The sequence below is a fragment of the Tamilnaduibacter salinus genome, from assembly GCF_003096655.1.
Lineage (GTDB): Bacteria > Pseudomonadota > Gammaproteobacteria > Pseudomonadales > Oleiphilaceae > Tamilnaduibacter > Tamilnaduibacter salinus.
Genome location: NZ_QEKQ01000004.1, coordinates 37,577 through 62,237, shown reverse-complemented (window position 1 = coordinate 62,237; position 24,661 = coordinate 37,577). Strand labels below are relative to the sequence as shown.

Below are 24,661 nucleotides of genomic sequence, written 5' to 3'. Positions count from 1 at the left end.
TGCCTCCACATGTCACGGGGTTGACGGTTTCGTTGCAGTTTGACGACCCCTCGCTGACACCGGTTTGTCATAACGCCATGCCACGCTCTGGACATACCGGGTTCCGGAATGGGGCCTGTTTTCCGCCGCAGGACCGCGGCGCCGCATGAGTCAATTCGGAGGAAACACTGTGGGTATCAGCATCTGGCAACTACTGATCGTCCTTGGGATCGTGATCCTTTTGTTTGGAACCAAGAAACTGCGTGGCATCGGCTCGGATCTCGGTGGTGCCATCCGCGGCTTTCGCCAGTCCATGAATGACCGGGACGAATCGGAAGACACGACGGAGCCCCTCTCATCGCTGACCGATGAGTCCGTCACCGCCCAAACGTCATCCGCCCAGGCCGGGACCACCGCCGATCAGAAGCACTGAGGCGGGCCCAAGCCATGGTCGACATCGGATTCATTGAACTGCTGATCTGCGCCCTGATCGGTCTGCTGGTCCTGGGCCCGGAACGCCTGCCCATGGTCGCCCGTACCGCCGGTCGTTGGGTGGGGCGCGGTCGTCGGCTCACGCAACAGTTCATGAGGGAGATCGACGGGGAACCGCTTCGCCAGGGACTGCGCGATCACGGCGGTGACGAGCTGGACGCCCTCCGGCGGGACCTCCGGGAAACCGATCAGCAACTACGAACCGCGGGGCAGACCGATCCGGCCAACCGGCAGGAGCCGCCCACATGAGCCAATCCGATGGGACGCCGATGGATCAGGCGTCCATGCCCCTGCTCGGCCATCTGCTGGAACTGAGGGACCGGCTGCTGCGCGCCACGCTGGCGGTTCTGATCCTCTTCGCTGGCATCTATCCGTTTGCCAACACGCTGTATCAGTGGCTGTCCGAACCGCTGCGGCGTCTGCTGCCGGCCGGGCAGACCATGATCGCCACCGATGTGACCGCGCCATTCTTCGTACCGCTGAAACTGGCGCTGGTGGTTGCCGTGTTCGCCGCCATGCCATTGGTCCTTCACCAGATCTGGCGATTTGTCGCGCCGGCGCTCCACCAGCATGAAAAACGCCTCGCTTTTCCCCTGCTGACCAGCGCCATTGCCCTGTTCTACGCCGGGGCGGCCTTCGCCTACTTCGTCGTGCTGCCACTGGTATTCGGCTTTTTCACCTCAGTCGGCCCGGCCGGCGTTGAGGAGATGCCCGACATGAGCCAGTACCTGGACTTCATCCTCAAACTGCTGTTCGCGTTCGGGCTGTCCTTTGAGATTCCAGTCGCCACGGTGCTGCTGGTACTTGCCGGCGCGACGACGCCGGCCCGCCTGTCGGCCAAGCGTCCCTACGTGGTGGTGGGGTGTTTCGTCGTGGGCATGCTGCTGACACCTCCGGACCTGATCTCCCAGTCCCTGCTGGCGGTGCCGATGTGGTTGTTGTTTGAGGCCGGCGTGGTGTGCGCGCGACTCGTGCACAGGCCGGCGCCGCAAGACACTCAGGACGGCTGAGTCAGCAACGAACGCACCCAATCGAGCACGCCGGGATAGTCATCCAGATCCAGCACAAACTCCTGGCCACGCGCGGCGCATCGCAGCCGGCAATCCGCTTCACCGGTCGTCCACCGGTCCGGCTGTGAGTGATAACTCAACGGCGGTCGGTCCGCGCCGGGCAGGAAGTCTGCCGGCAAACGCCACTGGGTCGGCAACCGGGCATCGGGCGCCGTCAGCCGGAACCGGGCCGCGTCCAGGGGCCAAACGCCAGCACCGGGGAGACACGCGTCAACGCCGGGCAGAGACAGCTCATCCCGGGCCACATACAGGGTGTTTCGGGAGTCGGGGCCGAGTTCGAAATGCGGGTGGTACCGGGCCCACGGCAAACGATCATCCCCCAGATCGTCCACGCGGTGGACTGCCCCCGCCTGCAGCCATCCCCAGAGGGCGTGGTAGGGGCGTGTACCGGGCACGAACCGCCACCGACGCTGATGCCGTTCCACCGGGCGGAACAGTCCAAAAAACAGAAACAGATCACCCGCCTGAACACCCTGGTTGGTCAGGTGACCCTGCGCCGATCCGGTCTGCCCCAGGACCGGTCGCCAGCCGGCCTGGCGCGGATAGCTCTCCATCGCCAGATCCGGATCGAGGTGAGCCCGGTCTGACGGACTGATGCGCCCCCCGGTCAGATCCCGGACCCATGGGCCGGGCGACCGGCCCTTAACCCGAATGTGGCGATAACGGATGCGCGAACGGGCATCGGGAATCGGCAGGGCGAAGCGGGTGCCATCGGGGAACACGGGGCTCGGGCAACCGCCGGCGGACGAATCAAAGCCTTTGCGGCTCAGGATCAGGCGCATGGTCGGTCCTTTCGTCGGCATCGGTCGGCTCGCAGTATAACGGCGCGGCGCCGGGCAGACGATGCCGCGCCGAGATTGTCATTTCAGGCCATAGGTAGCATCCGCAATTGGCACTCGGGGTGATCAATGTGTACGGTTGTACACACAGGTTGTGGAGAGGATCTTTCGAATGAGCACAGGCTCCACAACAGAACCGGACAAACGAGGAGGCTCTCACCATGAGCATCGATATCAATCGCATCATCGGCCTGACGCAGGAAAAACGCATTGAAACGGAAACGGGTGTGGAGAACCTGCACATCGGGTTCCAGAACCAGTTCGCCGAACAGCGCCAGATCGACCCGAGCGGTCATCAGCACCGGGCGCCGGTCGTCAGCTGGCAGGAGAACGGCGAGACCCGCCGGTTCGTGCCCATGCTCACTTTCCAGGTCAATGTCACCGAGACACCCTGGCTCAAGAAGGTGCTGGGCATCGAGGAAGAACCGGATTACCGGGTGGATGCCGATGCCCTGGAAGCGGACATCAAGCATCGGCTCCAGGAGGCCCGCAAGGCCGACGTTGCCAGCGTCTGATCGGCGAAACGCCTCCGCCATGACCCGCGGGGGCGTTTATCCCTGACCATCAGGATAGGCCGCCGCCCAGGCCAGAGCCTCTTTCAGGTGAACCGGCCGGCTGAAATAGAACCCCTGCCCCACGTCACACCCCATCGCTATCAGGCGCTCCGCTACCTCAGCGGATTCGACGCCCTCCACCACCACATGACGCCGGAAGCTTCGGGAGAGACTGCTGATCGCATCCACGATCATTTCGTTGTCTGGGTCGTTCAGCAGGTCGATCACGAACGATTTGTCGATCTTGATCTCGTTTACGGGCAGGCGCCGGAAGTAGTCCAGCGACGAATAACCGGTTCCGAAATCGTCCAGTGATACCGATACACCCATCTCCCGGCAGGTGTTGATGGTCCGGATGATGGTATCCAGATCCGTCAGGGCCGTCGTTTCCAGGATTTCAAGCACCAAACGACGCCGCAGCGCCAGCGAACACCCCTTTAGAGCGTCACCGAGGTCCGGAATGAAGGTGTCATTCAGAAAATGGGAGGGGCTGAGGTTCACACTCAGCGTATAGTCATGACCGAGCCGTTCGAAATCCCGCAGGGTCTCGACGGCCGTTTCCAGCACATACCGACCGATGGCGGCGTCGAACTCAGAATACTCCACATGAGGCAGGAACTGGTCTGGCATCAGCAAGCCCCGCTCGGAGTGTCGCCAGCGGATCAGAGCCTCAAAACCTTCGACTCGACCGACCCGGAAGTTGACCTTGGGCTGGTAGAACAGGACCAGTTCACGCCGGGCCAGCGCCAGGTTCATTTGCTCGAGTACTCGCACCCGTTCACGACGTGAGTGGTGCATTTCCAGATCAAACAGCTTGTAACAGTTCTTGCCGAACTCTTTCGCCGCGTACATGGCCTGATCGGCGTGGCGCATGAGCTGGTCGCTGTCCGAGCAATCATCCGGGTAAATGGTCACCCCCATACTGGCGGAGACCCGAATCACTCCCTGCTGATAATTGACGGGACGGCCCACCGCCTCAAGCATCCGCTGGTAGACGGACGGAGACTCCACATCACGGAGAATCGCGACAAACTCGTCGCCTCCCAGGCGGGCGATGACATCATGTTCTCTCAGCACATTCTGGAGGCTTTGTGCGATGTTCTTCAGAACGGCATCGCCCACCACGTGGCCGTGGGCATCATTAATGTCCTTGAAGTGATCCAGATCCAGATAGCACACCGAGACCACGCCGCGGCGCTCGTCCGCTTCACAGAGCTCCCGCTCGAAAAGCGCATGCATCAGCCGACGGTTGGGCAGCCCGGTCAATGAATCGTAGTTGGCTGCCTTTTCCAGGGCCTGTTCATGTCGCTTTCGCTCTTCCCTCAGCCGCTTGCGCTCAATCAGCGTCCCCATGGTCTGCAGCAGGGGCTCGAGTTCCATAGCCAGCCTGGGATCATAGCCACCGCGCCGGTTTGCCAGACCGACCAGACCGATCAACTGATCGCCCGAATGGATTGGAATACCGATATACGCCCCGACCCGCGGATGCCCGTCCGGCAATCCGGCACCCCGATCGTCGTCCATGACCGAATCCGAAAGGACCATCTGTTGGTCGAGAAGCGGCCGGCACAGCAGGCTGTCCAAACGGTCAAAGACCATCCCCCGGCGCTCCACCTGCTGATACAGCGCGGCCATTTCCGGGTTCCAGGCAATGTTGCTGATTGCTTCCACCTTCAGGTACGGCGCGCCATCCGCGTCATACCGTGCTTCACCGATGAGGCCAAACTGGCTGTCGGTCATCGTCAGCACTTCCTCCAGTAACGCCTCAAACGCCGGGTATTCGGTGTCGTTCGTCAGGAACAGGTTCTGGGCTTTCTGAATTGCCAGGTTGAGTTCGGCGGTGTCAATGTATTGCGGGGCGTGTGTCTCATGGAAGACCCGAGACACCTCTTCCTCCATGAGCGCACCCAGATTCCGGAGTACGTCAAACGCCAGGGTGTCGGGGTCCCTCGGATGGGAGTCCAGCAAGCAAAGCGTGCCGATACGGGAACCGGTTGGCTCACGAATCGGCACGCCCGCATAGAACCGGATGTAGGGCTCACCGACCACCAGAGGGTTGTCCCGGAAGCGCTTGTCCTGCCAGGTGTCCGGTACAACAAACAGGCGATTCTCCCGGATCGTGTGGTCACAGAAAGAGATGGCACGGGGCGTTTCTGACAGGGTGGTGCCCTGCTTCGACTTGAACCACTGACGCTTGGCATCGATCAGTGAAAACAGGGCAATACGGACCCCATAGGACTGCTTGGCAATCCGGGTCAGGCGATCAAAGCGCTCTTCAGGCAGGGTGTCCAGCAGGTTGAGCCTGTGCAGCGCACTGTAACGCTGTTGTTCCTGTGCCGCCGTTGTCATCCCCTATCCTTCTGTGAGAACAATGGCGATTTCCGCTGTGCGCTCCAGTCTATCTATCCATTGCCGGTCGACCCCACAGTCGGCATCCACCTACCACAATAGAACAGGTTGGGTGGTTCTGCCTATGGAGATGACAGACTGTTATGATTTCCCGCAGCCTTCTGCACTGTCATCATTTTGCAATCATCACGCGCCGAGACAAAGGTATGATGTCCGGCCATTTGCTACGCCCCCAACAAGGAGATGCCATGCGGGTCATTGCTTTCCACAACCTCAAAGGCGGCGTCGGAAAGACGGCCGCTGCCGTGAACACGGCCTATCTCGCCAGCCAGGCCGGCATATCGACACTGCTGTGGGACCTCGACCCCCAGGGCGCCGCCTCATGGCTTCTGTCGGATGATGAGGAGCCTGATGCCAGAAAGCTGGGCCAACTGGTAAAAGGCAAATCACCCATCGGATCGTTCATCCGAAGCACCCCTTTTCCGAAGCTGGATCTGATTCCTGCGCATCACAGCTTCCGCAACATCGACATCAAACTCGACGATGCGGACAACGATCGAATGCTCAAGCAGTGGCTCAAGCCGCTGTCGGAAGAAACCAGTCTGGTGGTTCTCGACTGCCCGCCGTCATTGTCACGTCTCGCCGAGCAGATACTGCGGACAGCCGATGGCATTTTCGTACCCCTGATCCCGACCTGGCTGTCATTGAACAGCTGGGAACAGCTGACTGCCTTTGCCAAAGACCGGAAAATCAAAACCAACCGCCTCCACCCCTTCTTCTCCATGGTGGATCGACGCAAGTCGCTGCACCGGGACCTGGTTGCCAATAAAGACCTGCACCTGCCTGAAGGCATGCACACGACGATCCCGAACGCCAGCGCCATTGAGCGCATGGGAGAGGAACGATTGCCCGTGGAGCAGGTCAGCCGCCGCTCAGCGGCCGCAGGCGCCTATCGCGATCTCTGGTCTGAGATCCAGGGCATGATCTGGCGCTGATCCGGTCCGTTTACCCGGCCCGAATCATTGTTCCTATCATTGCCCCTTCAGGATGGCATCGGCGGCCTTCTCGGCGATCATGACCGTCGGCGCGTTGGTGTTGGCGCTGACCACATTCGGCATGATCGACGCGTCCACGACGCGCAGGCCCTCGAGACCGCGCACACGCAGATCCGTATCGACGACCGCCTGGTCGTCCTGACCCATGCGACAGGTCCCAACCGGGTGGTAGACGGTGTCGGCCCGCTGGCGAATCAGCTGGCGCAGGGCATCGTCCTCAGTGACGCCCTCGCTGAACAGGTCCTTACCCCGGTAAGGCGCCAGGGGCGGCGCTTCGAGAATCTCACGCATGGCCTTGACCCCGCGCAGCAGGGTTTCCAGATCCTCATCCTCGCCCAGAAAGTTGGGGTCGATGCGCGGTGCATCCATCGCCCTGGCACTATTCAGGCCCACAGTGCCCCGGCTCTTGGGACGAAGGACACAGACGTGGCAACTGAAGCCATGCCCCGGGTGCAGTTTGCGGGCATGATCATCGACGATGCTGACGACAAAGTGCAGCTGCAGGTCCGGTATCTCCATGTCCGGACGGCTTCTGATGAACCCGCCCGCTTCGGCAAAGTTGGTGGTGAGCATGCCACGGCGCTGGCTCTGGTACGCCCGGAAGGCCTTGAGCATGTGCACACTGCCCCGTAGCGAGAAGCCGAACAGTGTCGGGTCCGGCGACTTGTACCCGGCGATGTAATCAATGTGATCCTGTAGATTCTGCCCCACGCCGGGCAGCTCGTGATGAACCGCCAGTCCCTGACGTTCCATTTCCTCCCGAGGGCCCACCCCGGAGAGCATCAGCAGTTGTGGGGACTGGAATGCGCCGGCACTGAGGATCACCTCGCGCCGGGCATCCAGGGACTCGGTCTGGCCGTTGCGATGCACCGTCACGCCGACCGCCCGGTGCCCCTCAAAGCGCACTTTTTCCACATGGGCATCGGTCAGGATGGTGAGATTGGAACGCTCGCGCACCGGATCGAGATAGGCACTGGCGGTGCTCCAGCGCTCTCCGTCTTTCTGCGTGACCTGAAAGCGTCCAACGCCCTCGAAGGTCGCGCCATTGAAATCCTCATTTCGGGGGTAGCCACAGGACTCGCCGGCCTCGATAAAGGCCTCGTCGATGGGGTGGGGCGAGCGCAGGTCCGCGACGTTCAGTGGACCACCGACCCCGTGAAACGCATCCTCACCCCGCTCCTGATTCTCACAGTAGCGAAACCAAGGCAGCACGTCGTCCCAGGACCAGCCCGGACAGCCCGACTCGGCCCACGCGTCGTAATCAGAGCGGTGACCGCGTGTGTAGATCATGGCGTTGATGGCGCTGCTGCCCCCCAGCGTGCGCCCGCGTGGCTGGTATCCACGACGGCCATTGAGACCGGGCTGGGGCACGGTGTCAAACCCCCAGTTCAGCGAGCGATACAGTTTGTTCGGGAGAATCGCCACGCAGCCGGCAGGCGCATGGATCATCCGGCTCTTGTCGGTCGGACCGGCTTCCAGCAGGCACACGCGGTTCTGTCCATCAGCGGACAGACGGTTCGCCAGAACACAGCCTGCGGAGCCACCACCAACAATGATGTAGTCGTACATGGATTGCCCTTGTTGTTGTTTTGGGGGTAGTTAATCACTGAACGGTATCAAAGCACGGGCCACAGGCCACCGTCCACACGTCATCATATCGTCATCGCTTGTGTGGAGACTCCCTGGTGTCCTGTCTGATTCATTCGCTGACCCGGTTTGGAACGACCAAGCCGTCGCTATCGCGCCTTGCCCACAGACCGTTCAGCAGTGGCTCAGTCAGCAAAAGAACCCGACCGGACACGAGACATTTTCCTCAGGAGTAGCAGTATGTCGGAAGCGTCCTCGCTGATCGTTGAAAGACTCTGGCGCCTCAAGCGGGGCGTTGATAACGGTGACTGCCAGGGACTGGCCTTTGTCCACCTCAACAACCTGCTTCGCGACCCCGTCTACCGGGACGAGGTCCTCGAACAGGTTGCCCGTCAGGGCACGGACGAACTGCGGGCACTGGCACGGGAAATCCAGGCGATGGATCAAGGCGAGCCGTTGCTGGCCCGCTCGCCCCAACCTGTCCAACACACTCAACGGACCACCGCCACGTCGAAAAGACACCCCTGGCGCCGTCGGGCGCTCTGGCTTCTGCCGGCCATGGGGACGGCTCTGGCCATTTCGGTGGGGTTCACCGCGTTCGAAAACCGGGCCGAACGGATCGACAGTGACATCACGAGCGTCACCACCTGGGAGTCGGGACGTACCTATATTCTTGACGACATTGTATTCGTGCGGAATACCCGCCTGACCATTCAGCCGGGCGCGCGAGTCGAGGGCACCAATGGGGCCGCGCTGGTCGTGCTGCCGGACAGTCAGCTTTACTCCCGCGGGCAGGCCGGCAACCCGGTGGTGTTCACCAGTCATAAAGCCGAGGGACAGCGCAGCCGTGGCGACTGGGGCGGTGTCGTGCTGCTCGGCAATGCGCCGGTCAACCAGCCCAACGCCTCCATCGAGGGCCTGCACGCGGGCACACGGGCGGGTCAGTTCGGCGGCAGCGACGCCGATTCAAGCTGTGGCGTCGTCGAATACACCCGGATCGAGTTCGCGGGCTACGAGGTGTCCAAGGACAATGAGTTGAACGGTCTGACGCTGGGGGGCTGCGGCCGCAACACCATTATCCGCAATGTGCAGGTCCACCGGGCCCTGGACGATGGCATCGAAATGTTCGGCGGCACGGTCGATCTCAAGAAGGTCCTGATCACCGGCGCCGGTGACGACGGCATCGACTGGGACTGGGGCTGGAATGGCCGGGTCCAGTTCGCAGTCATTCAGCAGCATCCGGATGCCGGCGACAATGCGTTCGAGGGCGACAACAACGGCGACAGTCATCAAGCCACGCCACGCTCCGAACCGACGTTCTACAACGTCACGCTCGCCGGCTCCGGCCAGGGCGCGACCCAGCACCGAGGCATGGTCCTGCGCGAAGGCACAGGCGGCCATTTCCACAACATGATCATCGACAGCTACGGTATCGGCGCGCTGGACACCCGTGATGAAGTCTCCGCTCTGGTCGGCAATGACCGGTTGACCTTCACCAACAACCTGATCGCCAACACCGGCCGGATCGGCGTCCGGAAACAGGAGCGCGGCGACCGGGACGATGACTTCGGCTTCGATGAACAGGCATGGATCAAGACACCGTCGTCCGACAACTTCTTCGAGATCGGCAGCGCGCTCCAGCCCGCCGCCCGGAATGTCCGGCATCCGGCGTTCGAGTCGTCCATTCCCATGCGCCAGATGACGGCGACGACACCACCGCAGAGCGAGTTCTTCGAGGAATCCGCCACGTTCCAAGGCGCTCTGAATCCACTGACGCGGGACTCCTGGATAGAAGGCTGGACCGCCTTTCCCGTGGATTGATCAGCACGTCCTTAACTGACCGCCCGCGCTGATGGCCGCGGTTCGGTGGTCTCAATATAGAGACCACCGGCCGCGCCCTTGGCCCGGGTCTTGGCCAACGAGGCGGTATCCGCCAGCTGTGCCGGGGTCCGCTCGTCACCCGTCGGTACCCGGACAATCCCGGCCGACAGGCTAACTAACGGGAACGTGGACTGGGCGCCAGTGCGGTCCAGGCTCTGTACGCGTCCGGCCTGTCGCATCGACGCCGGGTAGTGCCCCTGGCAGTCGCGCGCAAACAGGACCTGGGCCCGCTCGCACAGTCGCACACTGCCAGGGCCATCGGTCATCACGACGAAATCGTCTCCGCCAATGTGTCCAACGAACGCCTCGTCCGCCCGGAACAGGCTGGTGAGGATGTCCGCCAGTTGCACAATCACCTGATCCCCGGTCCGGTAACCCAGTACATCGTTGAGTGGTTTGAAGTGGTTGATGTCGAAATAGATCAGGTCAAAGGCCTCGCTGGCGGTGACCCGGCGCTCCATTTCCTGCTGAATGGGGACATTGCCTGGCAACCCGGAGAGCGGATTGGCATGGCGAGCACGAGCCACCTTCTCTTCGGTAATGCGCTGGAGCACGGAACGGGTGGACCCCAGTCCCACATACCGCTGGTTCTCGGTCACGATGAAGTGCTGCTTCAGGTAATGGACGTCCTCATCCACCAACAGCCGGCTGACCGATTCAAGTGGGGTGTCGCGGTCGACGACCAGCGCGTCTGTCGACAGCATCGTCGTCACCGAGTGGCGCTCATTGAGAGAGCGTCCGTAGGGTGAGCTGAACGTTTCCAGCACGCGCCACTTGTGCAGCAGCCCCAATGGTCGGCCGTCTTCAACCACCGGCAGAGCGTACACCCCAGGTTCCGCCTGGAGCCGTTCCCACGCCTCGGCTAGCGTCGTCGAGGGGCTTGCAGGCGGGACAGACTCGGTCAGGTGCCGCGCGGTTTCCCGACCCGGACTCTTTGGCGCTGGCGGGCGGGCTCGGACCAGCGGCGCCAGATCGGCTCCCGGAATGGCCGCTGGCCGGCCATAGAGAAACCCCTGAATATAGGTGATCCCCAGAGCGGTCATCACCCGCTGCTCGGCCTCGGTTTCCACGCCTTCTGCGATGAGCTGGCACCCCAGCCTCCGGGAGAGATCCACGACCGAACGCACGAACTCTTTCTTGACCAGATCGGCATCGATGCCCCGGATGAAGTGGCGATCGATCTTGACGAAATCCGGCTTCAGCTCGGCCCAGAGCTTCAGGCCGGAGTACCCGCTGCCGAGGTCATCGATGGCGACCGCAAAGCCCTGCTCCTGCAGCCAGGACAGGCTTCCCCGGAGCGTGGAGAGATCAATGGCTGGGTAGCGTTCGGACAGTTCAACGACGATGTCCGACGGATTCAGTCCATGCTGCTCCAATAGGTGTCTGAGACGAACCTTCTGAAATACCGGCGGCATCAACAGTGCCGGGCTGACATTGACGAACAGCTTGTGGGGAATGCCGTGGCTGGCCCAGGTGGCCGCCGCCATCCGCAGACAGGCCCGTTCCAGCTCCACGGTCCGCTCACACCGCTCCGCTGTTTCGAAAAGCAGTGGTGCCGCGTGCAGGAGGCTGTCGGATGGTCCGCGACTCAGTGCCTCGTAGCCAAACACCTGCTGTTGCCGGGTGTCCACGATCGGCTGAAACAGGGTTCGAACCGTGCCGGTCTCCAGAATGCGCGCGAGGTCACGGGCGAGGTCATCATACATCGGGATTCTCTCTTGCTGGCAGTGCTAACGCACCACCGAGCCTGTCTATCAGAATGACCCCATGACTGTAACGCGGGAATGTGACAGCGCCTTGACGCGTTCGATAACCGGAAGTGTCGCAAAACCAGCCCGGTCTTCAGCACGTACTGATTGGCGAATGAATTAGCCAGACGGGACACTCTCCGCCTAGACTGACTGGAGGTCCCCAACCACGACAAAGGAACCAACATCGTGATTGCCACCACTTTGCGCCGCGTCGTCCAGACACTGCTGCTGACCCTGCTCCCGCTGACTGCCAGCCAGGCCAGCGAGCCGGTCGTTGTCTCCTCCAAGATTGATACCGAGGGATCAGTACTCGGACAGATGATTCTCCAGCGTCTGGAGAACGCAGGGATTCCCGTGGAAAACCGCTTGCAGCTCGGCGGCACCAGCATCGTACGCAATGCGCTGATTGCCGGCGAGATCGACATCTACCCCGAATACACGGGCAACGCCGCATTCTTCCATGACCGGGCAGGCAGCGATACCTGGCAATCCGCCGATACCGCCTATGAAATGGCCGCCAAGCTCGACCGGAAAGCGCACGACATTGCCTGGCTGACGCCAGCCGACGCCAACAACACCTGGGCGATGAGCGTTCGACAGGAGCTGGCGCAACAACAGGGGCTGAAGACGCTGGAGGATCTGGCCCGCTACCTCAACAAGGGCGGTCGATTCCGGTTCGCCGCCAGCGCGGAGTTCGTCGAATCCGCCAGCGCCCTACCGGCGTTCGAGTCCGCCTACGGGTTTGACCTGACGGAAAGCCAGCTGCTGGTCCTGTCCGGGGGCAACACGGCGGCGACCATGCGTGCGGCCGCGCTGAACAGCAACGACGTCAATGGGGCCATGACCTACGGCACCGACGGCGGCCTTCAATCCATGGGCCTGCGGGTTCTTGCGGACACGAAAGGGGTTCAGCCTGTCTATCAACCGGCCCCGATCATTCGTCGCACCACCCTCGAAGCCTATCCACAGATCCGGTCTCTGTTGACGCCGGTCTTCAAGGCGCTGGATCTGGAGACCCTCCAGACGCTCAATGGCAAGGTCGCTGTGCAGGGGGCGCCGCCGGCGACAGTCGCCGCCGATTTCCTGGAAACGCTGCCCGCTGACTGACCCGTGCCGTCCAGTCGACGTCCGGTCAACCGGGTTCTGTTCAGTCTCTCGCTGCTGGCGCTGGCATTACTCTGGGGGCTGGACACAGGGACCGTCGTACCCAACCGGATCATGCCCGGTACCGGCCACGGTCCGGTAGACGGCATCGGTATCGGTCTGGCGCTCGCAATCAGCCTGGGCCTGGCCGGTGTGGCCTTACTGGCACTGCTGCCCTCAGCGCCCCGGGACGCGTTCATCACGGTGCTTCTCACGGCGTTGCTCGTGTCCGTCCCGTTCCTGTTGGACCATTTCATCACCCGGAAAATGGCGGACGCCGGACCCTACGCCAGGGCAGGCATTGGCGCGGGGCTCTGGTGTCTGCTGTTTCTGCTGGTGCTGATGCTGGGCGAGTCACTGAAGTATGCCCGCTGGCGGCGCCTCTGGCAGCCGCTTATCCTCGTCATCACCCTCGGTGCCTGGGGCCTGGCCGTCAGCCAGGGTCGACTGGATGCCCTGGCACTGGTCCGGGAATTCCAGGCACGACCGGGGCCCTTCATGGAGGCGCTGTCAGCGCATCTGCTGCTCGCCATCGGCTCGGTGCTGGTCAGCCTGCTGATCGGCTTCCTGCTGGCGGTCAGCGGACTCCACCGTCCGCGATGGCGTTCACTGGTGCTCAATACCGTCAGTTTCCTTCAGACCATACCCAGCCTGGCGCTATTCGGCCTGCTGATTGCGCCATTGAGCCTGCTGGTCGACGCCGTGCCCGCTCTCAAAGCATTCGGTATCAGCGGCATCGGCTGGGCGCCGGCGTTTCTTGCCCTGGTGGCCTACAGCCTCCTGCCCATGGTCCGGAACACCCATGTCGCGCTCACCGGCGTCGCCAGCGACGTGCTGGACGCCGCCCAGGCCATGGGCATGAACGGCTGGCAGCGTTTTGTTCAGGTCCGCCTGCCGCTGGCGATGCCGGTGGTTCTGGAGGGCATTCGCATCACCACCATTCAGGCCATCGGCCTGACCGCTGTGGCCGCTCTGGTCGGCGCTGGCGGCTTTGGGACCTTCATCTTTCAGGGGCTCGGCCAGGCCGCGATGGATCTGGTAATGCTCGGCGCCCTGCCGACCATCGCTCTGGCGCTGATCGCCGATACCGTTTTCGGCGGTCTGACCCGCTGGCTCGCCCCTCCCGGACAGGAGCCGACCCGATGATTGAGTTACAGGATCTGTCCTGCCAGTTTGGCGAAAGCCGGGCCGTGGATCGGATCAACCTGACCATCAACACCGGCGAACTCTGTGTCCTTGTTGGTCGCTCCGGTTGCGGCAAGTCCACCACACTGCGGCTCATAAATCGTCTGATTCCCCGCAGCAGTGGCCAGATCCGCATCGACGATCAGGACGTCGAGCAGTTCGATGCCCGCCAGCTGCGACTCGGTATGGGGTACGCCATTCAGGGTACTGGCTTGTTTCCTCACTGGACGGTGGCCCGCAACATCGCCATGGTGCCCCGGTTGCTGGGCTGGTCACGGCAGCGCATCGACACGCGTATCCGGGAGCTTCTGGAGCTGTTCGATCTCGATCCAGCAACGGCGGCGCGTTATCCCCACCAGCTCTCCGGAGGACAGGCCCAGCGCGTCGGGGTCGCCCGGTCGCTGGCTGCCGACCCGCCGATCCTGCTGATGGATGAGCCCTTCGGCGCGCTGGATGCCATCACACGGGAAGCACTTCAGAACGAAATGCTGCGCATCCAGTCGACGCTTCGTAAGACCGTCGTCTTCGTGACCCACGACATCGACGAGGCACTCAAGCTCGGCGACCGGATCGCGGTCATGGACCAGGGCCAGATTCTGCAGCACGACACGCCGTCGACCCTGCTGCGTGAACCCGCCTCGGAGTTTGTCGACCGGCTGTTTGGCACTGGGGACCGAGGGCTGAAGCTGGCGAGTCTGTATCCGGTATCGACGGTGATGACACCCACGAAAGACGCTGTCTCGACGTCAATGACCACCATTCCCCACGACGAATCGGTCCGACAGGCTCTGTCGCTGATGGTGTGGCACGACACGCACGCTCTGACGGTGATGGACGACCGCCGGGAACCAATTGGTGTGGTCCGCTGGGATCAGCTTGCCGGGGGCGATCGGAATGCGTAATGCCCTGGCGCCCACCCTCTGGTTGGCCCTGCTGGCCGGTCTGACGTTCGCCATGCCCCTACTGGAGCCATTGCTGGCCTGGATCGAACCCGACCGCCAATCGGTGCTCTATCAGCGTGAGAGTCTGGCGGCCCTGTTGTTGAATCATTCCATGCTGGTCGTCGGCGCCACGCTGGTAGCGGCCCTGGTCGGCATCGGAGCCGGCATTGCCGTCACCCGACCCGGCGGCCGCGACTTTCTGCCACTGGCCAGCCGCCTGGCCTCCATCGGCCAGACATTCCCGCCCGTCGCGGTACTGGCACTGGCCGTGCCCATGATCGGTTTCGGCAACGGCCCCACACTGCTCGCCCTGATGCTGTACGGGTTGCTGCCGATTCTCCGGAACACACTGACCGGACTCGATGGCGTCGCCCCTGCCGTGAAGGAAGCCGGCACCGGCATGGGACTCTCCCGACCCGCGCTGCTCCTGCAGGTCGAGTTACCGTTGTCGAAGCGGGTGATTCTCGCCGGCATCCGCACGTCCATGACCATCAATATGGCGACGGCGGCCATCGGCTCGACCGTCGGCACCCAGACCCTGGGCGATCCGGTGATCGCCGGACTGGTCAATGGCAATACGGCCTACGTCCTACAGGGCGCCCTTCTCATTGCGGTGCTGGCGTTGTTTACCGACAGTCTGTTCGAAACGCTAGAACGCCGTTGGGCCATCGCCTGACTCACTCACCCGCGTCGCAGAACCACTGATAATCCTGCGTCACGCAGTCAGCGTACTGGCGGGCAATGGTCGTGGTCAGCCGGACAAAGCCCTTCTTGTCGCTGCCAATCACTTCGGCCAGCGTGTCTTCAAAACGAAAAGGGACGTCCGGATTCAACGCCCGGCTGGCACGCTTGTGCTCGGTGGCAAGAATGTGCCCCCAGGTGGCAGCCATCTTGCGGTACCGCTTGGGCTTGTCGAGGCTGTCGGTCGGGAAGTCTTTCTTGAACGGGGAACGCTCGCGAACCGAATAGGCCCCGTCGTCCAGCAGCAGCCACCCCAGATACCGATCGGGGTGTTCGGCCATCGCATGGAACGCCTCCGCGTGGCGCTGGCCTTCATGCTCGAACACACTGTCATACGCCGCGCGTTCCTCCGCCGTCATGGCAGCCAGTGCCGCCGGCCCGTCCTGGCGTTTGACGTCGAGTATCACGTCGTCGTTCTGGCCCTCGTGGTCCCCTTCAATCAACACGTAGTAGCGAGGCGTGCCCAGCGACCCGGTGCCCGCCTTGATCCGCCGCACCACGTCTTTGACCTTGAAAAAGCTGGTGTCATCCGGTGCGGCTTCGGCGTCGACAATCCTTTGACGATAGGCCTCGAACGCCGTCATGAATGCTTTGCGCTGCTGGGGAGACAGGCGCTTGAGCTTGTGATGCTCCGTATCGAAAACGCGACGGCCGTTTTTCTGGAGCCGGGTCCACTTACCCAGCATTTTCGACCGGGTTTTCTTGCTGCCTACCTTTTCCAGAAACGGTCGCAGGGGTTTGCCGGTCGTTCCGGCGGTGAAGTGCACTTCCCGGTCAGGATCGTCCGGCTGATAGTGCGTGGCGGTCTTGCGGTAGGCGGACACCATCTCCGCCAACCCCTCGTCGATGGCGTCGGCATCCAGCTGATCGTTCTCACGGGCATCCAGCACCATGCTCACCGCCAGGCGCCAGAGGTCATACTGATAATCGCTGACAATGCCATCGTCGAAGTCGTCCAGCCCGAAAATCACCTCGCCCTCATGGTTGGCGAAGGCGCCGAAGTTGTAGACATGGGCGTCGCCCTGAATCCAGGTCTGGGTACCCGGCACCCCGCCGTAGAACGCAAAACGCCAGTCCCGGTAGAGATCCGCCCAGAACAGGTGACTGGTACCCCGAAAAAAACGATACGGGGACTCGGCCATGGCCGCGTACTTGCGGGCGCGGGCCACGTCGTCCAGGTCCGCATTCGCCTCACGAATCTGTGCGAGGAGCTGATGACGACGGTTGTGCAGTGTGAGGTCTTTCAAGACGCCCTCCTTTGTGGCGGTGTGAGTAAACACGATACCCCGTCCTTACTCGCCATGACGATCCATATCAGACTCAGAGTGATCACTTTCTTCGACAATGAGTGCCCTCAGGGCATCTGCCAGTTTTTCCACACGGCTATTGGTTTCGCGAACCAGACGCTGGATCTCCGAGGCCGACTCGGAGGACTTTCTTGCCAACTGACGCACTTCATCCGCCACGACGGCAAACCCTCGCCCCGCCTCGCCGGCCCGTGCGGCCTCAATCGCGGCGTTCAACGCGAGAAGATTGGTCTGGTCGGATATATCGTCAATGACTCTGATAATGGACTGAATCTCATCGCTGGAACTCTGCACTCGCTCCATCTCACGATCGGCGACTTGCGCGGCCTCAGCCCGGTCACTGATATCGATGCCGTACGTGACGATGTACCGAACCTCTCCGGAAAAGTCGCTGATGGGACATACCGTCAGATCAAACCAGCGCGCCCCGTTGTGATGACTCTTTAACTGGTATGCCCCCTGAACCTGCTGACCGGATTTAACCCGGTCAAACGCCTCAGCACCAATCACTGTCCGCAGGTTCAGGCCCAATGAATCACTGTCGCCAACCCGTTCCAGTGAGAAGCTTTCCGCAAAATACTCATTGATACTGAGCAAATCACCGCCAACGGACCATTCCGCGACCGCGTTACTGGTACTGACAGCCTCGAAGCGCTTCGAATACTCCAGAGCGCGCTCTTTGGTGTCTGTGACATTGGCCTGGATGGATATGAAGTGGGTCAGGCGGTTCTGGTCATCGAATACGGGGTTGATCGCCAGAGAGACCCAGTAGGGCTGCCCGTCTCGGTCGTAGTTCAGAATCTCATCATAAAACGGCTCCCGAGCCTTGAGCGTGGCCCGTATCCTCTCCACTGTTTCGGGATCCGTATGTTCGCCCTGCAGTACCTCCCCTGGTTTTTTGCCTCGAACATCGTCCAGTGTGTATTTCGTCAGCTTAACGAAACCCTGGTTCACATACTCGACACGACCGCCTGGGTTGGTGATGATCACCGCATTGTCGGTCTCATCAGCCACCATCGAGAGCATCTCAAACTCTTCCCGGCGCTCCACCGCCTCCGTCACATCCTTGAGGAACGCGGTGTAAAGAATACGGTCCGCCAGCTCGATCTTCGATAGAGCAAGGGAGGCCCAGCGCCGATCGCCATCACGCCGATGGATCGGAACCTCGCGGGTGGTCCCAACAATCTTGTCCTCGCCAGTACGGCGATTTCGATCGACAAGCTCATCATGCTCGTCCCGGATGTCAGGCGGCACCAACATCTTAACGTTTTCACCCAGCATTTCGTCCCGGGAATACCCCCAGAGCTCCTCCGCCGACGCGTTCGCGAAGATAATTTCGTTGTTTTCGTCAATCGTGATCACCGCATCCAGTGCCTGCTCAAGCGTCTGATTGATCACCTGACGGCTTTCACGCTCTTCTCGAATATCCCGAACGAAGGCCGTGTAGTAGTGCTTGTTGCCAACCAACACTTTGGTCAGCGCCAGGCTCACCCACACCCGAGCGCCGTCCTTGCGCTCCAGCTCGACCTCGCGACTGGTACCGACGATCCGGTTCTCGCCGGTCTGGCGATTGTGATTGATGTACTCGTCATGGGCGCTGCGGTGTTCGGCAGGCACCAACATCTTGACATTCTGGCCAAGCACTTCCTCTCGTCGGTAGCCCCAAAGCCGCTCTGCGGCGCCGTTAAAGAAGGTGACGCGGTTTTGATCGTCGATTGTGACAACCGCATCCAGCGCCTGCTCCAATGCCTGCATCTGTTGATTACTTCGCCCCAACCCGAATAACAAACTCAGTCCCCCCGCAATGGTGAAATTCGACGACCTGTAAAAAAGGTAGCCGATTCGACTGCTCTTGCGTAGCGTCCGTTCAGGGAATGGTGATGACTACTGGGTGCCACCGCTCTTGCACAACGCCAGAAATCCTTTCAGGTAGTCGACCTCCGCATCCCTCTCGCGCACCCCCAGATAAATCTGCTTTTGAATACCCGTTGAACCGAGACTCAGGGGAGCAATCGCCATACGGTCGGCGTATTCATTAACCAGCCAGCGCGGCAGCGCCGCCACGCCACGACCCGCCGCCACCATCTGCAGCATGATGTCCGTGGTCTCAATGGTCTTGTGCCGGCGCGGTAGTCGCTGCGCGGGCATGAGGAACTGGCTGTAAACGTCCAGCCGCTCCATCGCAACGGGATAGGTGATCAGCGTTTCCTCCGCCACGTCCCGGGGCGTCACCCAGTCGCGCTGCGCCAGGCGATGGTCGTTGCTCACCACCAGCACCTGCTCGTAATCGAACACCGGCTCGTAGCACAGTCCGGGCCTGCGGACCGGGTCCGGTGTGACCAGCACATCAATCTCATGGCCCAGCAATGCCCCGAGTCCACCAAACTGGAACCGCTGCCGCACATCCACATCCACACCCGGCCAGATGGCGAGATAGGGGTCCACCACTTTCAATAACCACTGATAGCAGGGGTGGCATTCCATGCCAATACGCAGCGTCCCGCGCTGCCCCCGGGCAATCTGTTCGATGACATCCTCCGCATGGGCCAGTTGCGGCAACAGCCGCTCGGCCAGCGACAGCAGGTAGCGACCGGCCTGAGTGGGAATCAGGCGACGGCCTTCCCGGCGCCAGACCGGCGTGCCCATCTGCTCTTCCAGCCGGCGGACAGTATGACTCAGGGCCGACTGGGAAAGGCACAGCGTGTCGGCAGCCGCGGTCAACGACCCCTGACGGTCCACTTCACGAATCAGGGTCAGATGATGACGTTCAATCATGACGACTCCATGACATTTTTTCATGATTTATTGAAATAATACCATTTTATATCATGGGTTCGTCACTCGTATCCTTTCAGTCGCTTTTTCACTGTCAGGAGACACCCACCATGACCATCACGCACAACCTTGGCTTCCCGCGCATTGGCGCGAAGCGCGAGCTCAAGTTCAGCCTGGAAAACTTCTGGAAAGGCCTGGAAGCGGCCGAGAGCCTGCTGACCACCGGGCGCGAGCTGCGCCAGCGGCACTGGCGTCAGCAGTCGGTTCTCGATCGCGTTCCGGTGGGCGACTTCTCGCTCTACGACCAGGTGCTCGACATGAGCATGACCCTCGGCCATGTTCCGCAGCGGGCCGCCCGTCTCGGTGGGTCCGAGCTCGACACCTACTTCCGGGTGGCCCGGGGGCGGTCAGCTGGCGACAGCAACGGGGTGGCGGCCGGGGAAATGACCAAGTGGTTCGACACCAATTACCACTACATCGTGCCGGAGTTCACGGCCGATACGGACTTCGAATTGAACCCGGAACGACTGCTGACGCAGCTGGAAGAAGCCAAGGCCGCGTCGGTCCGCGCTAAACCGGTGATCATCGGTCCGGTCACGTACCTCTCGCTGGGCAAGGCCAAAGACGACTCCGACCCACTGCAGCTTCTGGAACGGCTGCTGCCGGCGTACTCGGCACTGCTGGATCAGCTGGTTGCCGCCGGAGCCGACTGGGTCCAGATTGACGAGCCGGTGCTGGTCACCGATCTGGACGAGCGCTGGCAGGACGCGCTGCGCACCGCCTACGCCACACTGGGGCAGTCCACCGCCCGACTGCTGCTCACCACCTACTTCGGGCGCCTCGGAGACAACCTGCCACTGGCCTGTGAGCTGCCGGTTGCCGGCCTGCACCTGGACACCACCCAGAGTCGTGTCGAGGCGGACGACGCCATCGCCCGGCTGCCGGACGACCGGGTGCTGTCGCTCGGGGTCGTGGACGGTCGTAACATCTGGAAAGCGGATCTCGGCGACCGTCTGGACTGGCTGGAACCGCTTCACCACCGGCTCGGTGACCGTCTCTGGCTGGCGCCATCCTGCTCGCTGCTGCATGTGCCGGTGGATGTCACCAATGAGAGGAAACTGGACCCGGAGATCCGTTCCTGGCTGTCCTTCGCACTGCAGAAGCTGGAGGAGCTGCGGGTACTGGCGCGGGCGCTGAATGAGGGCCGCGAAAGTGTCGGGACCGAACTGGCCGAGAATGCGCAGGCAATCGACAGTCGCCGCCAGTCCGACCGGGTCCGGCAACCGAGCGTCCGCGATGCCGTGGCCAACATCACGCCGGCACTGGGTCAGCGCCAGAGCCCATACGCCGAGCGCGCGAAGAAGCAGTCCGCATTCCTGAAACTGCCAGACTACCCGACCACCACCATCGGCTCTTTCCCGCAGACGAAGGACATCCGCCAGACGCGTCTGAAGTTCCGCAAGGGGGAGCTGAACGAGGGCACCTACCTGAACCTGATGCGTGAGAACATTGCCTACGCGGTGACCGAACAGGAGAAGTTGGGCCTGGACGTGCTGGTCCATGGCGAGGCCGAGCGTAACGATATGGTGGAGTACTTCGGCGAACAGCTGGACGGCTACGCCTTCAGCCAGTTCGGCTGGGTCCAGTCCTACGGCTCACGCTGCGTCAAACCACCGATCCTCTACGGTGACATCACTCGCCCGCGGGCGATGACGGTCGACTGGATCCGCTACGCCCAGTCGCTGACCCGGCAACCGCTCAAGGGCATGCTGACCGGGCCGGTGACCATCCTGAACTGGTCCTTCGTCCGGGACGACCAGCCACGAAGCGACACCTGCTACCAGATCGCCCTGGCGATCCGTGAAGAGGTGCTGGATCTGGAGAAGGCCGGTGTGCGGATCATCCAGATCGACGAGGCGGCTCTGCGCGAAGGCCTGCCCCTGCGCCGGTCGGACTGGCAGACCTATCTGGACTGGGCGGTCACCGCGTTCCGGATCGCGGCCAACGGCGTTCAGGACGAGACACAGATCCACACCCACATGTGCTATTCGGAGTTCAACGACATCATCGAGTCCATCGCCGACATGGACGCGGACGTGATCACCATCGAGACGTCCCGCTCGGACATGGAGCTGCTGGATGCCTTCGACCACTTCCAGTACCCGAACGAGATCGGCCCCGGTGTCTACGACATCCACTCGCCCAACACGCCGAGCGAGGGTCACATCGTCGAGCTGATGGCGAAGGCAGCCGAACGGATTCCCCGCGAACGGCTCTGGATCAACCCGGATTGCGGCCTGAAAACGCGGCAGTGGGAGGAAGTCCGGCCCGCGCTGGCGAACATGGTCAACGCGGCAAAGCAGCTTCGACAGAATCAGTGATCGTTTATCGCCACGGAAAAACACGGAAAGCACGGACGCCGTCCTTCGGACGTGGCTGACTCACTGTAGGAGCGAGCTTGCTCGCGACCTCTTCGGAGGTATTCGTGGGGCTCTAGTGTCTCGTCTGGTTAATTCGCTGACTTACTGAGCCATTGAAAGGTCTGAGAGCAAGGCGCGATGGCGACGGTTTGGTGGTTCCAAATCGAGTCAGCGCAACGCGGCTATCAGACCTTTCAGGGGCTCCCGAAGGGCGCGCCGCTGACGGCTCTGGAGCGGCGTTGTCAGCCCTTGACGGGGAGTGACCCCGCCTGCGAGCTGACGCCTTGCCCAGAACCGTCAGGGGCACGCAGTAAGTCAGCGAATTAACCAGACGAGACACTAGCGACATAGGTCGCTTGCAAGCAAGCTCCTACAGTTATCCCGCAGCCCTATTCCGCGTCGTTCCGCGTTTTTCCGCGGCAAACCCGATCGTTACCGCCGATCCACCACCGCCATCGTCAGCCGCGAAATACAGGTCTTTTTGCCCTGCTCGTTCTCGATGATGATCTCCCACACCTGGGTGCTGCTGCCCAGGTGGATGGGGCGGGCGGTACCGGTGACCCAGCCGGAGGTGACCGACCGCAAGTGGTTGGCGTTGATGTCCAGCCCGACGGCCACCTGATTCTCGCTGCGCAGGCAGTGGTTGGCGGCCATGCTGCCCAGCGTTTCCGCCAGCAGGACCGACGCGCCACCGTGGAGAATGCCAAACGGCTGATGCGTGCGGTGATCAACCGGCATCCGCCCGCGGACGAAGTCATCCCCCACTTCCGTGTATTCGATACCCATGGCTTCCACCGCGGTATTGCGGCTGTGTTCGACCATACCCGCCAGGTCCGGGCGTCGGCTCCAGATTGCGCTCATTGCCTTTTCCTCTCATGCAACAACACACCCTCCTGATGAGGATGCAAACCAGGCCGCAGTCTAACCGCAGTCACGACATCAGCACCATTCAGTCCGGTAACGCAATCTCTCCGGCCATGTAAAACGCGCACTGCCCGGCAATGGCGACCCGATCACCGCGCAGTTCACACTGCAGACGGCCACCGCGAGACGACAACTGACGCGCATCGAGTGCCGACTTGCCCAGGCGTTCCGCCCAGTAGGGGGTCAGCACACTGTGAATGGAGCCCGTCACCGGGTCTTCATCCACGTCGACGCCAGGGGCAAAGTACCGGCTGACAAAATCCGCCTCGTCGCCGGGCGCAGTCACGATCACTCCCTGATTGCCAAGCGCCTTGAGGGACCGCAGGTCCGGATCCGCTTGACGCACATCCGCCTCACTATCGAGCACCAGCATGTAGTTGGTGTCATTGGGAACGAAAAAAGCCCGGTCAGGCACCACACCGAAAGCCTCCCGGATGAGATCAGGCGTCTCGACCGACTCGAAGCCCAGATTGGGGAAATCCATCTCGAGCCAGCCATCGGCCCGGCGCGTCACGCCCAATGGGCCGCTCCGGGAGTGGAAACGCACCTGATCCGCCTCCCAGCCCAGCCGGTTGAACAGCACCCACGCCGTGGCGAGGGTCGCATGACCGCAGAGCGGCACCTCCGCCGCCGGTGTCATCCACCGCAACTCGAAATCGGCATCACGAACGCTCGAAGGCACAAGAAAGGCCGTTTCCGACACATTATTTTCCGCCGCTATGGCCTGCAGGACGGCATCGTCCAGCCAGCCTTCGAGAGGAACAACGGCGGCGGGGTTGCCAGAGAACAGTTGCGCGGAAAAAGCATCCACCTGGTAAAGGCGAACCGTTGGCATAGAACCTCCATCGTCATTGAGCACCCAGCAATTGTAACGACTCCTGGGGACGTGCTGATCAATTTCCTAGCGTCCCCCCCAATGGCAGACGGTCAGCGATCCCGAGCCGTGTTGCGTTCCATCACGAACGGTTACCGATTGTATTTTGACGAGGTTTTTACGTTTTTTGTGCCGGTTACTCGTCATTATGGCGACATCGACAATGGAGCCAATATGATGACACCGACAAAACAGCGTTTGATCACAGCCCTGAGCGCGCTGGCCCTCACTGCCTGCGGGGGTGGGGGCGGAGGCGACGCAAACGCCCCAGAAGAAGCACCGTCAGAGGCGGTGGCATCGGATCAGTCCAGCGATGACACAGGCACCGACAAAACCACGACGGTGGTTGTGGATGGGTGCGAAATCTCCAGGCAACAGGCCCGGGTGCTGAAAGCGGTCAACGAATTCCGATCGCAGCCACAGTCCTGCGGCGACAAGTCCTTCAACTCGGCACCGGCTGTTTCCTACAGCTGCGCACTTCAACCCGCAGCGGACCGTCATTCCAACGATATGGCAAGCAACAATTTCTTCAGCCATACGGGGTCCGATGGCCTGAAAGTCGCGCAACGAGTCAGCGAACAGACAGACTACCAGTGGTCCCTGCTCGGGGAGAACATTGCGGCCGGGTTCAGCGATCCACAGGCAATGGTTAAGGCCTGGGGGGAAAGCACAGGTCACTGCAAGAACCTGATGAATCCTGATTTTGACGATATGGCCGTCAAACGGGTGGACGGCAAACAGACTGATTATGACAATTACTGGACCCAGGTTCTGGGGGGCGCATAGCCGAAGGG

At 61.8% G+C, this 24,661-nt stretch carries 21 protein-coding genes; 12 read left to right on the top strand and 9 right to left on the bottom strand.

Annotated features, from left to right (window positions below; translation table 11 throughout):
- The first annotated feature begins 169 nt into the window (after window positions 1-169).
- From tatA to tatC, 3 genes are read left to right on the top strand one after another with little or no spacing between them, the layout of a single operon-like run.
- Window positions 170-412 carry a twin-arginine translocase TatA/TatE family subunit gene (gene tatA, locus C8D92_RS07125; RefSeq protein ID WP_116919035.1) on the top strand — a complete coding sequence of 81 codons (243 nt, stop codon included), beginning with the start codon at window positions 170-172 and terminating at the stop codon, window positions 410-412.
- A 14-nt stretch (window positions 413-426) separates the two neighbouring features.
- Complete coding sequence (gene tatB / locus C8D92_RS07120; RefSeq protein ID WP_095611978.1) at window positions 427-720, top strand: Sec-independent protein translocase protein TatB; 294 nt, start codon at window positions 427-429, stop codon at window positions 718-720.
- On the top strand, window positions 717-1,481 hold the full coding sequence (gene tatC / locus C8D92_RS07115) for a twin-arginine translocase subunit TatC (protein WP_116918895.1): 765 nt from the start codon (window positions 717-719) through the stop codon (window positions 1,479-1,481). Before tatB ends, tatC begins: the two co-directional genes overlap by 4 nt.
- Here tatC and C8D92_RS07110 read toward each other — a convergent pair.
- Window positions 1,469-2,323 (bottom strand): Nmad3 family putative nucleotide modification protein, encoded by an 855-nt coding sequence (locus tag C8D92_RS07110; protein ID WP_116918894.1) that lies wholly within the window; start codon window positions 2,321-2,323, stop codon window positions 1,469-1,471. The genes tatC and C8D92_RS07110 overlap by 13 nt on opposite strands.
- 218 nt (window positions 2,324-2,541) lie before the next feature.
- On the opposite strand from C8D92_RS07110, the gene C8D92_RS07105 reads away from it, so the two are divergent.
- On the top strand, window positions 2,542-2,895 hold the full coding sequence (locus C8D92_RS07105) for a hypothetical protein (RefSeq protein ID WP_116918893.1): 354 nt from the start codon (window positions 2,542-2,544) through the stop codon (window positions 2,893-2,895).
- Between the two features lie 36 nt (window positions 2,896-2,931).
- Here the strand turns inward: C8D92_RS07105 and C8D92_RS07100 are convergent, their stop codons facing one another.
- The gene (locus C8D92_RS07100) at window positions 2,932-5,283 is read right to left on the bottom strand and encodes a sensor domain-containing phosphodiesterase (RefSeq protein WP_116918892.1); all 2,352 of its coding nucleotides are present in this window, start codon (window positions 5,281-5,283) and stop codon (window positions 2,932-2,934) included.
- A 248-nt stretch (window positions 5,284-5,531) separates the two neighbouring features.
- Between C8D92_RS07100 and C8D92_RS07095 the strand changes: the two genes are divergently transcribed.
- The gene (locus C8D92_RS07095) at window positions 5,532-6,278 is read left to right on the top strand and encodes a ParA family protein (RefSeq protein ID WP_116918891.1); all 747 of its coding nucleotides are present in this window, start codon (window positions 5,532-5,534) and stop codon (window positions 6,276-6,278) included.
- Window positions 6,279-6,314: 36 nt separating this feature from the next.
- On the opposite strand, the gene C8D92_RS07090 is transcribed toward C8D92_RS07095, so the two are convergent.
- Window positions 6,315-7,907, bottom strand: coding sequence for a GMC family oxidoreductase (locus C8D92_RS07090; protein ID WP_116918890.1), 1,593 nt, complete (start codon window positions 7,905-7,907; stop codon window positions 6,315-6,317).
- Window positions 7,908-8,165: 258 nt separating this feature from the next.
- Here C8D92_RS07090 and C8D92_RS07085 point away from each other — a divergent pair, with 258 nt between their 5' ends.
- Complete coding sequence (locus C8D92_RS07085) at window positions 8,166-9,746, top strand: hypothetical protein (protein WP_116918889.1); 1,581 nt, start codon at window positions 8,166-8,168, stop codon at window positions 9,744-9,746.
- 11 nt (window positions 9,747-9,757) lie between these two features.
- On the opposite strand, the gene C8D92_RS07080 is transcribed toward C8D92_RS07085, so the two are convergent.
- Window positions 9,758-11,512 carry a GGDEF domain-containing protein gene (locus C8D92_RS07080; protein ID WP_116918888.1) on the bottom strand — a complete coding sequence of 585 codons (1,755 nt, stop codon included), beginning with the start codon at window positions 11,510-11,512 and terminating at the stop codon, window positions 9,758-9,760.
- Window positions 11,513-11,740: 228 nt separating this feature from the next.
- Here C8D92_RS07080 and osmF point away from each other — a divergent pair, with 228 nt between their 5' ends.
- The 4 genes from osmF to C8D92_RS07060 are packed head-to-tail and all read left to right on the top strand — an operon-like array spanning window position 11,741 to window position 15,502.
- The gene (gene osmF / locus C8D92_RS07075) at window positions 11,741-12,664 is read left to right on the top strand and encodes a glycine betaine ABC transporter substrate-binding protein OsmF (RefSeq protein WP_409456184.1); all 924 of its coding nucleotides are present in this window, start codon (window positions 11,741-11,743) and stop codon (window positions 12,662-12,664) included.
- A 3-nt stretch (window positions 12,665-12,667) separates the two neighbouring features.
- Window positions 12,668-13,846, top strand: coding sequence for an ABC transporter permease (locus tag C8D92_RS07070; RefSeq protein WP_243402395.1), 1,179 nt, complete (start codon window positions 12,668-12,670; stop codon window positions 13,844-13,846).
- Window positions 13,843-14,787: an ABC transporter ATP-binding protein gene (locus tag C8D92_RS07065; RefSeq protein ID WP_095611987.1), complete on the top strand. Its 945-nt coding sequence runs from the start codon at window positions 13,843-13,845 to the stop codon at window positions 14,785-14,787. Before C8D92_RS07070 ends, C8D92_RS07065 begins: the two co-directional genes overlap by 4 nt.
- Window positions 14,780-15,502, top strand: a complete 723-nt coding sequence (locus tag C8D92_RS07060; RefSeq protein WP_116918887.1) for an ABC transporter permease — start codon at window positions 14,780-14,782, stop codon at window positions 15,500-15,502. Before C8D92_RS07065 ends, C8D92_RS07060 begins: the two co-directional genes overlap by 8 nt.
- 1 nt (window position 15,503) lies before the next feature.
- Here C8D92_RS07060 and C8D92_RS07055 read toward each other — a convergent pair whose 3' ends face one another.
- The 3 genes from C8D92_RS07055 to C8D92_RS07045 form a co-directional block, all read right to left on the bottom strand.
- Entirely contained in the window at window positions 15,504-16,814 is a 1,311-nt protein-coding gene (locus C8D92_RS07055) for a DUF2252 domain-containing protein (RefSeq protein WP_243402394.1), read from the bottom strand.
- 45 nt (window positions 16,815-16,859) lie between these two features.
- The gene (locus C8D92_RS15935) at window positions 16,860-18,629 is read right to left on the bottom strand and encodes a PAS domain S-box protein (RefSeq protein WP_116918885.1); all 1,770 of its coding nucleotides are present in this window, start codon (window positions 18,627-18,629) and stop codon (window positions 16,860-16,862) included.
- A gap of 129 nt (window positions 18,630-18,758) precedes the next feature.
- Window positions 18,759-19,649, bottom strand: a complete 891-nt coding sequence (locus tag C8D92_RS07045; protein WP_116918884.1) for a LysR family transcriptional regulator — start codon at window positions 19,647-19,649, stop codon at window positions 18,759-18,761.
- A 110-nt stretch (window positions 19,650-19,759) separates the two neighbouring features.
- On the opposite strand from C8D92_RS07045, the gene metE reads away from it, so the two are divergent.
- Window positions 19,760-22,030, top strand: a complete 2,271-nt coding sequence (gene metE / locus C8D92_RS07040; protein WP_116918883.1) for a 5-methyltetrahydropteroyltriglutamate--homocysteine S-methyltransferase — start codon at window positions 19,760-19,762, stop codon at window positions 22,028-22,030.
- A gap of 471 nt (window positions 22,031-22,501) precedes the next feature.
- Here metE and C8D92_RS07035 read toward each other — a convergent pair whose 3' ends face one another.
- Together C8D92_RS07035 and C8D92_RS07030 are read right to left on the bottom strand one after the other, a co-directional pair.
- Entirely contained in the window at window positions 22,502-22,930 is a 429-nt protein-coding gene (locus tag C8D92_RS07035) for a hotdog fold thioesterase (RefSeq protein ID WP_095611992.1), read from the bottom strand.
- An 88-nt stretch (window positions 22,931-23,018) separates the two neighbouring features.
- Window positions 23,019-23,828 (bottom strand): PhzF family phenazine biosynthesis protein, encoded by an 810-nt coding sequence (locus C8D92_RS07030; protein WP_116918882.1) that lies wholly within the window; start codon window positions 23,826-23,828, stop codon window positions 23,019-23,021.
- A gap of 213 nt (window positions 23,829-24,041) precedes the next feature.
- Here C8D92_RS07030 and C8D92_RS07025 point away from each other — a divergent pair, with 213 nt between their 5' ends.
- On the top strand, window positions 24,042-24,653 hold the full coding sequence (locus C8D92_RS07025) for a CAP domain-containing protein (protein WP_158222400.1): 612 nt from the start codon (window positions 24,042-24,044) through the stop codon (window positions 24,651-24,653).
- The last annotated feature ends 8 nt before the right edge of the window (window positions 24,654-24,661 follow it).